The sequence below is a fragment of the Sphingomonas ginsengisoli An et al. 2013 genome, assembly GCF_009363895.1.
Classification (GTDB): domain Bacteria; phylum Pseudomonadota; class Alphaproteobacteria; order Sphingomonadales; family Sphingomonadaceae; genus Sphingomicrobium; species Sphingomicrobium ginsengisoli.
Map to the genome: position 1 here is coordinate 2,169,177 of NZ_CP045434.1, position 10,280 is coordinate 2,179,456.

General features: G+C 70.8%; 11 protein-coding genes. 6 read left to right on the forward strand and 5 right to left on the reverse strand.

Annotated elements, in window-relative coordinates; translation table 11 throughout:
• Positions 1 to 2 precede the first annotated feature (2 nt).
• Complete coding sequence (locus GCU42_RS10525; protein ID WP_240309425.1) at positions 3 to 170, forward strand: DUF1674 domain-containing protein; 168 nt, start codon at positions 3 to 5, stop codon at positions 168 to 170.
• A 9-nt stretch (positions 171 to 179) separates the two neighbouring features.
• Here the strand turns inward: GCU42_RS10525 and GCU42_RS10530 are convergent, their stop codons facing one another.
• Together GCU42_RS10530 and tsaD are read right to left on the reverse strand one after the other, a co-directional pair.
• Positions 180 to 1,160, reverse strand: a complete 981-nt coding sequence (locus GCU42_RS10530) for an NAD(P)H-dependent glycerol-3-phosphate dehydrogenase (protein WP_114227468.1) — start codon at positions 1,158 to 1,160, stop codon at positions 180 to 182.
• On the reverse strand, positions 1,157 to 2,188 hold the full coding sequence (gene tsaD / locus GCU42_RS10535) for a tRNA (adenosine(37)-N6)-threonylcarbamoyltransferase complex transferase subunit TsaD (protein WP_114227469.1): 1,032 nt from the start codon (positions 2,186 to 2,188) through the stop codon (positions 1,157 to 1,159). Before tsaD ends, GCU42_RS10530 begins: the two co-directional genes overlap by 4 nt.
• 51 nt (positions 2,189 to 2,239) lie before the next feature.
• On the opposite strand from tsaD, the gene hemC reads away from it, so the two are divergent.
• The 4 genes from hemC to bla are packed head-to-tail and all read left to right on the forward strand — an operon-like array spanning position 2,240 to position 5,666.
• Positions 2,240 to 3,154 (forward strand): hydroxymethylbilane synthase, encoded by a 915-nt coding sequence (gene hemC / locus GCU42_RS10540; RefSeq protein ID WP_114227470.1) that lies wholly within the window; start codon positions 2,240 to 2,242, stop codon positions 3,152 to 3,154.
• Positions 3,151 to 3,810, forward strand: a complete 660-nt coding sequence (locus GCU42_RS10545; protein WP_114227471.1) for a uroporphyrinogen-III synthase — start codon at positions 3,151 to 3,153, stop codon at positions 3,808 to 3,810. The genes hemC and GCU42_RS10545 overlap by 4 nt, the downstream gene beginning before the upstream one ends.
• A complete protein-coding gene (locus GCU42_RS10550; protein ID WP_114227472.1) occupies positions 3,807 to 4,598 on the forward strand; it encodes a hypothetical protein in 792 nt (263 codons plus the stop codon). The genes GCU42_RS10545 and GCU42_RS10550 overlap by 4 nt, the downstream gene beginning before the upstream one ends.
• 15 nt (positions 4,599 to 4,613) lie before the next feature.
• Positions 4,614 to 5,666 carry a class A beta-lactamase gene (gene bla, locus GCU42_RS10555; protein WP_114227473.1) on the forward strand — a complete coding sequence of 351 codons (1,053 nt, stop codon included), beginning with the start codon at positions 4,614 to 4,616 and terminating at the stop codon, positions 5,664 to 5,666.
• Here the strand turns inward: bla and aceB are convergent.
• From aceB to aceA, 3 genes are read right to left on the reverse strand one after another with little or no spacing between them, the layout of a single operon-like run.
• Positions 5,659 to 7,227 (reverse strand): malate synthase A, encoded by a 1,569-nt coding sequence (gene aceB, locus GCU42_RS10560; RefSeq protein WP_240309426.1) that lies wholly within the window; start codon positions 7,225 to 7,227, stop codon positions 5,659 to 5,661. The genes bla and aceB overlap by 8 nt on opposite strands.
• Positions 7,224 to 7,427 carry a DUF4170 domain-containing protein gene (locus GCU42_RS10565; protein WP_152569556.1) on the reverse strand — a complete coding sequence of 68 codons (204 nt, stop codon included), beginning with the start codon at positions 7,425 to 7,427 and terminating at the stop codon, positions 7,224 to 7,226. Before GCU42_RS10565 ends, aceB begins: the two co-directional genes overlap by 4 nt.
• 22 nt (positions 7,428 to 7,449) lie before the next feature.
• Entirely contained in the window at positions 7,450 to 8,730 is a 1,281-nt protein-coding gene (aceA, locus tag GCU42_RS10570) for an isocitrate lyase (protein ID WP_114227476.1), read from the reverse strand.
• Between the two features lie 133 nt (positions 8,731 to 8,863).
• On the opposite strand from aceA, the gene GCU42_RS10575 reads away from it, so the two are divergent.
• Positions 8,864 to 10,273 carry a helix-turn-helix domain-containing protein gene (locus GCU42_RS10575; protein ID WP_205214965.1) on the forward strand — a complete coding sequence of 470 codons (1,410 nt, stop codon included), beginning with the start codon at positions 8,864 to 8,866 and terminating at the stop codon, positions 10,271 to 10,273.
• Positions 10,274 to 10,280 lie beyond the last annotated feature (7 nt).

Here is a 10,280-nt window from a genome sequence, read left to right on the forward strand (position 1 = left end):
TTATGAAGCGCCCCAAGCACCTCGACCCGCCCGCTTACCTCAGCAAGTCGCCGCCGGTGCCGGCGCCCGAGGCGGCCGAGCCCGCCGCGCCGCCCGCGGGCGACAAGCCGCGGCCCGAGCCGACCCGCTACGGCGACTGGGAAAAGAACGGCATCGCCTGGGATTTCTAGAGGCCGCACTCAGTGCGCCTCGGCACGCGGCGGGCGGCTGAGCAGGCTTTCGAGCACGGCGTCGACGGTCGCGGTGCCGCTCAACAAGGCGGCGACTGCAGCGACGATCGGCATGTCGATTCCACGGTCGCGCGCCAACCGGTCGAGCACGGGTGCGGTGAAGGCCCCTTCGGCGACGGTGCGGCGGTCGGCGAGTAATTCGGCGGCGGCGCGGCCCTGCCCCAGCCCGACCCCCAGCGAATAATTGCGGCTGCTGGTGCTCGAGCAGGTCAGAACGAGGTCGCCGAGCCCGCACAGCCCGGCGAGCGTCTCGCGCCGCGCGCCAGCAGCGAGGCCGAAACGGGTCATTTCGGCGAAGCCGCGCGCGATCAGCGCGGCGCGGGCGTTCTGGCCGAGCCCGCGGCCCTCGACCACGCCGCAGGCGATGGCGAGGACGTTCTTGATCGCCCCGCCGACCTCGGCCCCGGCAACGTCGTCGGTCAGGTAGAGGCGGAAGGCGGGGAGCGCGAGGCGGTCGCGGACCTGCTCGGCCTGGGCCTGATCGGCGGCGGCGAGGGTCAGCGCGGTGGGGAGGCCGGCGGCGACCTCGTGCGCGAAGGTCGGGCCGGAGAGGACCATCACCTCGGCCTCAGGACAGACCTCGCGCGCGACCGAATGGAGCAACGCGCCGCTGCCTTCCTCGATGCCCTTCGAACAGAGGATAAGCGCGCGGCAGCCAGCGGGAGCGTGGGCGAGGACCGACCGCATGTGCTGGGCGGGGGTGACCACCAGCCAGGCGGCGCAGTCGGCGAGGTCGGCGAGGTCGGCGGTGGCGCGGATCGCGGGGCTAAGTGCGCGGCCGGGAAGGAACAGGCTGTTTTCGTGGCGGGCGTTGACCGACTCCACCACTTCGGGCTCGCGTGCCCACAGCAGCACCGGCTCGCCCTTCGCCGCGGCGACCTGCGCCAGCGCGGTGCCCCACGCGCCGCCGCCGATGACGCCGACCTTCATGCCTTCACTCCTGCGCCGCGGACCGTCTCGGCAGCGGGGTCGAGCGGCCAGCGCGCGCGGGCGGGGGCGTCGAGCGGGTCGCAGCGGCCGGCGGCGAAGCGCTCGGCGCCGGCCCAGGCGATCATCGCGGCATTGTCGGTGCACAGCCAGCCGGGCGGGCTGGCGAAGGCGCGGCCCTCGCTGGCGGCGAGTTGCTGGAGCGCGGCGCGGATGGCGCCGTTGGCGGCGACTCCGCCCGCCACCACGAGGGTCGGCGCGTCGCTGACGGCCAGCGCGCGGCGGGTGCGATCGATCAGGCAGTCGACCACCGCCTGCTGGAAGCTGGCGGCGACGTCGGCGGGGCGGTGGGTGCCCGCGGCGACCGCGCGCTGCACCGCGCTCTTCAGCCCGGCGAAAGAGAAATGGGGTTCGGGCGAGCCGAGCAAAGGACGCGGCAGCGGGACCGCGGCGGCGTCGCCGTCTTGCGCCAGCACCTCGATCGCCGGGCCGCCGGGATAAGGCAGGCCGAGCAGCTTGGCGGCCTTGTCGAACGCCTCGCCCGCGGCATCGTCGATGGTGGTGGCGAGGCGGCGATAGTCGCCGACGCCGCGCACTTCGAGCAGCTGGCAATGGCCGCCGCTGGCGAGCAGGAGCAGATAGGGAAATTCGAGGTCGGGATCGGTCAGCCGCGGCGACAGTGCATGGCCTTCGAGATGGTTGACCGCGATCAGCGGCTTGCCCGCCGCAAGCGCGAGCCCCTTGCCGGCGAGCAGACCGACCATCACCCCGCCGATCAGCCCGGGGCCGGCGGTGGCGGCGACCGCGTCCAACTGGTGCGGGGCGACCCCGGCCTCGGCGAGGACCTGCGCAATGAGGCCGGGGAGCACCTCGACATGGGCGCGGGCGGCGATCTCGGGAACGACGCCGCCGAACGGGGCGTGGGCACTGTTCTGGCCGACCACGACCTGGGCGAGGATGCGCCGATCGCCGGTGACCAGCGCCGCCGCACTGTCGTCGCAGGAGGATTCGAGGCCGAGGATGAGGGTCATGCTGCGCGAAGCCCTTTGCCCCAAGCGGCCGGCTTGCACTAGGGGGCGGGGATGAAGGCTCCGCTCATCCTTGGCACCCGTGGTTCCCCGCTCGCGCTGGCGCAGGCGCGGATGGTGGCGAGCGCGCTCGAAGCAGCGCACGGCTGGGCGGCGGGCAGCGTCGAACTCAAGGCGGTGAAGACCAGCGGTGACCGCATCCAGGACCGCCCGCTGGCCGAGGTCGGCGGCAAATATCTTTGGACCAAGGAATTGGACCAGTTTTTGCTGGCGGGGGAGACCGACCTGTCGGTCCACTCGATGAAGGATGTCGAGAGCGAGCGGCCGCAATCGCTGCACATCGCCGCGATGCTGCCGCGCGCCGACGTGCGCGACCGGCTGATCGGGGCGGAGTCGATCGAAGCCTTGAGCCAGGGTGCGCGGGTGGGGACCTCGTCGCCGCGGCGGGCGGCGCAATTGCTGCGGCTGCGGCCCGACCTCCAGATCGTGCCCCTGCGCGGCAATGTCGCGACGCGGCTGGGCAAGGTCGGCGCCGAATGCGACGCGACGCTGCTGGCGGCGGCGGGGCTCGACCGGCTGGGGATGGCCGAAGGCGTGGCGATCGAGCCGACCGAGATGCTGCCCGCTCCGGCGCAAGCGGCGATCGGGATCGAGTGCCGCAGCGGGGACGAGCGGGTGCGCGACCTGCTGGCGGCGATCAATGACGGGCCGACCTGCGCCGCGGTCCACGCCGAGCGGGCGTTTGCGCGCAGCGTCGGCGGCTCGTGTCATTCGCCGGTGGCGGCGCTGGCATTGGTTGGCGGCGACGGTTCGCTGTGGCTGCGGGCGGAATTGCTGAGCAGCGACGGGGCCGAGCGGGTCGCAGGCGAGGTGCGGTTCGCAGCGGGCGATGACGCCGCGCCGGCGGGGCTGGCGCGGGAGTTGCTCAGCCAAGCGCCGGCGGCGGTGCGGAGCCTGTTCAGCGCATGAAGCTGGTCGTGCTGCGGCCCGAGCCGGGTGCCTGGGTAACAATGGCACGGGCGGCGGCGCTGGGGCTGACGGCGGTGGCGCGGCCGCTGTTCCGGATCGAGTCGCTGGCGTGGGCGGTGCCGAATACGACCGACTTTGATGCACTGCTGCTGACCAGCGCCAATACGGTCCGCCAGGCAGGCGATGGACTGGCGAGGCTTAAGCGCCTGCCGGTGCTGGCGGTGGGCGAGGCGACCGCCGCAGCGGCGCGGGCGGCGGGGCTGCGGGTCGAGACGGTCGGGACGGGCGGCGTGGCCGCGTTGCTGGCCGAGGTGCCGGCCGAGCGGCGGCTGCTCCATTTGGCGGGGGAGGATCGGATCGGGGTGGAACGTGCGGGGATTCTCGCTGTGCCCGTCTATCGCTCGGTGGCGATCGAGCCGGCGCCTGCGTTGGCCGCCGAAGCGCCCGCGGTGCTGCTGGTCCATTCGCCCCGCGCGGGGCGGCGGGTGGCCGAGCTGGTCGCCGACCGCGAGCGCTTCGCCATCGCCGCGATCAGCCCGGCGGCCGCGGCGGCGTGCGGGGACGGCTGGCACACGCTGGCCGCGGCCGACACGCCCGACGACGGCACGCTGCTTTCCCTCGCCGCGCGGCTGTGCCAACAATCGCCGCCGACATGACCGGCCCTTACCCCCGCCGCGGCCCCGGCGTCGCCACCTGGCTGCTGCTGATCCTCGTCCTGCTGCTCATCGGAGCGGCGGTGGCGGTGTGGACGCTGGCGCGCTGGCAGGCGGCGGCGCAATTCTTCGGCGTGACGCCAGTGCAGACCACGCAGACGGCGCCGCAGGCCGCGCTGGCGCGACCGGTTCAGGTGACCGCGGTCGTCCCCGCGCCGCCCGCGACCGCCGCACCGGCCGATGTCGCGGTGCTCGAGCAAAGGATCGCGCGGCTGGAGAGCACGACGCAGCAGGTGGCGGGCTCGGCGGGGCGTGCCGACGGGCTGCTGGTCAGCTTCGCCGCGCGGCGGGCGATCGATCGCGGGGTGCCGCTCGGCTACCTCGAGGCGCTGCTGAACGAGCGGTTCGGCCTCACCAACCGGCAGGCGGTAGCGACGGTGATTACCGCCGGACGGACGCCAATCCGGCTCGACCAGCTCCAGGCGCAGTTCGAGGCGCTGGGGCCGCAACTGCAGGGTGGCGGCGACGTCGGCTTCTGGCAGGCGACCCGCGCGCAACTGGGGTCGCTGATCTCGATCCACCGCGCCGACCGGCCGAGCGCGCGCCCGTCGGCGACCTATGCCCGCGCCGCGGCGCGGCTGCAGGGGGGCCAGGTCGACCAGGCGCTGGCCGAGGCGATGCGGCTGCCGGCGATCGGGGTGGCGGGCGGCTGGGTCAACGAGGCGCGGCGCTATATCGCAGCGCATCGCGCCTTGGACGAGATCGAAAGCGCGGCGTTGCTCAGCCGCTAGCGGGGTGCGGGCGTCATGGCGTCGTTGATCCGAGTACTGGCGGCCGTGCTCACGCTGGCGGTGGCGAGTTGCGGCCCGGTCGTGCCTCCGGTCCAACCAGGGGTAGCGACGGCGGTGGCGGCCCCGGCTCCGCTGGCCGCGCGGATCGCCGAGCTCGGGCGCGGGTTCGACGGGCGGGTCGGGATCGCGGTCGAGTCGGTCGAGCGCGGCTGGCGCACCGGGTGGAAGACCGACGAGCTCTATCCCCAGCAGAGCGTCAGTAAGTTCATGGTCGCGCTGACGGTGATGGACCGGATCGACCACGGCGCGCTCCGCCTCGACCAGCCGGTGACGCTGACCCGGAGCGACCTCACCGTCTTCCACCAGCCGATCCGAGACGTCATCCTCGCAAATGGCGGGAGCTATACGACGACGCTGCAGGATTTGCTCAACCGAGCGCTGACGCAGAGCGACAATACCGCCAACGACAAGTTGATGCGGCTGGCGGGCGGGCCCGAGGCGGTGCGCGGGTTCATCGCCGAGCGGCGGCTGGGCGAGATCCGTTTCGCCGATGGCGAGCGCGCGCTGCAGTCGCGGATCGCGGGGCTGCGGTGGCGCGACGATTATTCAATCGGCGATGCCTTCTTCACGGCGCGCGACAAGCTGCCGCTGAGTCAGCGCAGTCGACTGTTCGAGCGCTATATCGACGATCCTTATGACGGCGCGGCGCCGTTCGCGCTGGTGGACACGCTGGCGCGGCTCAAGCGCGGCGAGCTGCTCCAGCCGGCGTCGACCGCGCGGCTGCTGACGATCATGAGCGACACGGTGACCGGCAAGAACCGGCTGCGCGGCGGGCTGAAGGCGGGGTGGACGCTCGCCCACAAGACCGGGACGGGGCAGGAATTGGGCGGGGTGCAGGCGGGCTATAACGACATCGGCGTCCTGACCGCGCCCGACGGCCGCAGCTATGCGGTGGCGGTGATGATGAAGCGCACCGCGGTGCCGCTGGCGGTACGGATGACGCTGATGAACGAGGTCGTGCGCGCAATCATCGCCGCGCACGAGGCGACCGCCTTCCAGCTCAATTGAGCAGGGGGTAAGCGGGGAGGGTCAGGAATTCCTCGCAGTCGGGATCGAGGACCATCGCGCGGAACAGGCCGGCGGCTTCGGTGAGGTGCGGCTGGTCGGGGATGGCGGCGAGCTCGGCCTCGAACAGCGTTTCGAACAGGGCGCGATCGAATGTGCGGCCGTCGTCGAGTGGGGCGGCATATTTGAGCCACTGCCATAGCTGGGTGCGGCAGATCTCGGCGGTCGCCGCGTCCTCCATCAGATTGTAGAGCGGCACCGCGCCGCGGCCCGACAGCCAGGCCGCGAGATACTGGACGCCGACGCGGATATTCTCGCGCGCGCCGGCCTCGGTGCGGGGGCCGGTGTGGAGCTCGAGCATCTCGTCGCGGCCGGGGACGTGGGGCGGGCGTTTCGCGAGCTGGTTGGGGCCGTGCATCGCGGCGAAGGCCTCGAGCGCGACCGGGACCAGCGCCGGGTGCGCGACCCAGGTGCCGTCGTGGCCGTTGCGAACCTCGCGCTCCTTGTCGGCGCGGACCTTGTCCATGGCCGTCTGGTTGGCGGCCTCGTCGCCCTTGACCGGGATGAAGGCGGCCATTCCCCCCATGGCAAAGGCGCCGCGGCGGTGGCAGGTCTCAATGAGGCGCAGCGAGTAAGCGGCGAGGAAGGCCTTATCCATGGTCATCGCCGAGCGGTCGGGGGTCAGCCGGTCGGGGCGATCGCCGAGGCGCTTGATGGTCGAGAAGATATAGTCCCAGCGGCCGCAGTTGAGCCCGACGATGTTCTCGCGGAGCGCGTAGAGGATCTCGTCCATCTCGAAGGCGGCGGTGATCGTCTCGATGAGCACGGTCGCCTTGATGGTGCCGCGGGACAGGCCGAGGTGGGCTTCGGCATGAGCGAAGACCTCGCTCCACAATTCGGCCTCGAAGCGGCTTTCGAGCTTGGGGAGGTAGAAGTAGGGGCCCGAGCCAGCGGCGAGCGCGGCGCGGGCGTTGTGGAAGAAATAGAGGCCGAAATCGAACAGCCCGCCGCTGATGGGCACGCCGTCGACGGTCAGGTGGCGCTCGTCGAGGTGCCAGCCGCGCGGGCGGACCTTGAGCACGGCGATCTGGTCGTTGAGTTTATACTGCTTGCCGGTGCCCGCGTCGGTGAAGGCGAGGTTGCCCTGCCAGCGGGCGCGCAGATTGAGCTGGCCCTGGAGCAATTCGTCCCAGGTCGGCGCGGTGGCGTCCTCGAAATCGGCCATGAAGACCTTGGCGCCCGAGTTGAGCGCGTTGATCACCATCTTGGCGTTGGTTGGGCCGGTGATCTCGACTCGGCGGTCTTGGAGGTCGGCGGGGATGTCCCCCACCCGCCACTCGGCGCGGCGGGTGTCGGCGGTCGCCGTTGGGAAATCGGGGAGCTGGCCGGCCTTGAAACATTCCTGCCGGTCGCCGCGCGCGGCGAGCAGCGCCCGCCGCCGCACGTCGAAGGCGAGGTGCAGCCCGGCGAGGAAATCGAGCGCCGCGGGGGTGAGGATTTCTTCCGCACCCGGGACGGTGGAGGGTTCAACCGCGACCCGCGGCCGCTCGAGGACATCGCTCACTTGCACTTCAGCTCCGGTTCGGCGCAGATGGCGTAACGCTCGGTCGCGGCATGGCGGTCCTTGAAGGTCAGCCGCTGCCATTCCATCCGCGCCTTCAACTCATTGGCGAAGGGGCCGCTGACCCGCTCGGTGCCCGGCTCGAGCGCCTGGAAGTCGCAATCCCGATACTCGCCCCCGATCACCCAAAAACGCTGTGCCATGATCATTCTCCTGCGAAAGGGGTTATTCGGCGGCGACGAACTGCGCCGCTTCGGTCGATTCGGACAAAGCGGTGGTCGAGGCCTGGCCAGCGCTGACCGCGGTGGCGATCGCGTCGAAGTAACCGGTGCCGACTTCGCGCTGGTGGCGGGTGGCGGTGTAGCCCTGCGCCTCGGAGGCGAACTCGGCCTGCTGCAATTCGGAATAGGCCGCCATGCCGCGGTCGCGGTAGTTGGACGCCAGCTCGAACATGCCGTGGTTCAAGGCGTGGAAGCCCGCCAGCGTGACGAACTGATACTTGTACCCCATCGCGCCCAGCTCGCGCTGGAACTTGGCGATGGTGTCGGCGTCGAGCTTGGCCGCCCAGTTGAACGACGGGCTGCAGTTGTAGGCGAGCAATTTGCCCGGATGCTCATTGTGGACCGCTTCGGCGAACTTGCGCGCGTCGGCGAGGTCGGGGTGCGAGGTCTCCCACCAGAGGAGGTCGGCGTGCTCGGCGAAGGCGAGGCCGCGGGCGATGCAATGGTCGAGGCCGCTGCCGTCGCGTAGCCGGAAGAAGCCCTCGGGGGTGCGCTCGCCGGTGATGAACTGGCGGTCGCGCTCGTCGACATCGCTGGTGATGAGCTTGGCACTCTCGGCGTCGGTGCGGGCGACGAGGACAGTCGGGACGCCGCAGACGTCGGCCGCGAGGCGCGCGGCGTCGAGGTTGCGGATCGCGGCCTGGGTCGGGATCAGCACCTTACCGCCGAGGTGACCGCACTTCTTTTCAGAGGCGAGCTGGTCCTCGAAATGGACCCCCGCGGCGCCCGCCTCGATATAAGCCTTCATGATCTCGAAGCAGTTCAAGGGGCCGCCGAAGCCGGCTTCGGCGTCGGCGACGATCGGCACGAACCAGTCGCGCTTGGCGCCGCCTTCCAGATGCTCGATCTGGTCGGCGCGCTGGAGGGTCTTATTGATCCGCTTGGCGAGCTCGGGCCCGGCGTTGGCGGGATAGAGCGACTGGTCGGGATACATGGCGCCGGCGGTGTTGGCATCGGCGGCGACCTGCCAGCCCGATAGATAGATCGCCTGGAGGCCCGCGCGGACCATCTGCATCGCCTGGTTGCCGGTGACCGCGCCGAGCGCGCAGACCGGCTCGTCCTGGTGGAGCAATTCCCACAGCTTGAGCGCGCCGCGGCGGGCGAGCGTGTGATCGATCGGCACCGAGCCGCGCAGCCGCTCGACGTCGGCGGCGGTGTAGGGGCGTTCGATCCCGGCGAAGCGGCCGGGCGGCGCGGAAACCACGTCGGAAAAGTCGGTAGCCATGTGCGAATCACCCCTGGAAAGCTGCGAATAGGTGGGCAGTGAAACGCGATTTCGCGGACAAGTTACTGGTGAGAAGTGCGAAGATGCCAAGTTTAGACTTGTGCAGCTTGTCAAAAGTTGACAGCTTCTCAGCGTGGCTCAGCATAAGCTCTTCCTCGGCGCGCGACTGAAGCGGCTGCGGCGCGAGCGCGGGCTGCAGCAGAGCGCGATGGCCACCGAGCTCGGGATCAGCCCGAGCTATCTCAATCACCTCGAGCGCAACCAGCGGCCGGTGACCGCGGGCATCCTGCTGCGGCTTGCCGAAGCGTTCGACATCGACATCCGCGCCTTCGCCAGCGAGGGCGGCGAGAGCGGCGGCGCGGACCAGCTCGCCGAAGTATTCACCGACGCGATGTTCCAGGACTTAGGGATCAGCCGGCAGGAAATCCTCGAGACCGCCGACAATGCGCCCGCTTTGTCGGAGGCGGTGACCCGGCTCTACACCGCCTTTCGCGAACTTCAGCGTCATCCCCAGGGCGGCGACACCGAGGGCGACGAGCGCAGCGTGATCACCCCCGAGACGTGGGTGCGCGATTTCATCCAGGCGAGCCGCAACCATTTTCCCGAGCTCGAGGAGGGTGCCGAGACGCTGGGCGGCGCGCTCGGCGATCCCTTGTCGGTGGCCGAGCCGCTGCGGCGGCGGCTGAAGGAAGCCTATGGGGTCGAGGTGCGGGTGGTCAGCCCCGAGGAGATGCAGGGCGCCAGCCAGGTCTATGACCCGCAGCGGCGCCTGCTGTCGCTGTCGTCGATGCTCCGGCCCGAGAACAAGACCTTTGGGATCGCCTATCAGCTGAGCCTGCTCGAGCTGCACCCGATCATCGGCCGGCTGCTCGAGGCGGCGCGGCCGCCCGACGCGGGGACGCGCCACCTGCTCCACGTCAGCCTCGCCAATTATGCGGCGGGGGCGATCCTGATGCCCTATGGCAAGTTCCTCGCCGCGGCCGAGCGCTATCGCTATTCGATCGACCGGCTGTGCGCCGAGTTCGGCGCCAACGTCGAGCAGGTCGCGCACCGGCTGACGACGATGAACCGGCAGGGCGCGCGCGGAGTGCCCTTCTTCATGCTGCGGATCGATCCGGCGGGGAACATCTCCAAGCGCTATGCCGGCGAGCGATTTCCATTCTCGCGATTCGGCGGCACCTGCCCGCGCTGGAATTTGCACACCGCTTTCCAGCAGGCGGGGCAGGTGGTGACCCAGCTCATCGAGACTCCCGACGGCCATCGCTATTTCACGGTCGCGCGGACGATTGAGCGGCCGATCAAGACCGAGCTTCGTGGCGGGCTGCTGGCGATCGGGCTGGGCTGCGACATCGAACATGCGCACCGGCTGCATTGCGCCGAGGGGATCGACCTCGAGCGCGCGCCGGTGACTCCGGTCGGGCCGTCGTGCGGCATCTGCCCGCGGATGGACTGCGCCTATCGCGCGATGCCGCCCGCCGGGCGGCCGCTCGCGGTGCACGAGTATCGGAAGACCGTGTCGCCCTTCCCCTTCGTCGGGCCGTGACGGGAAG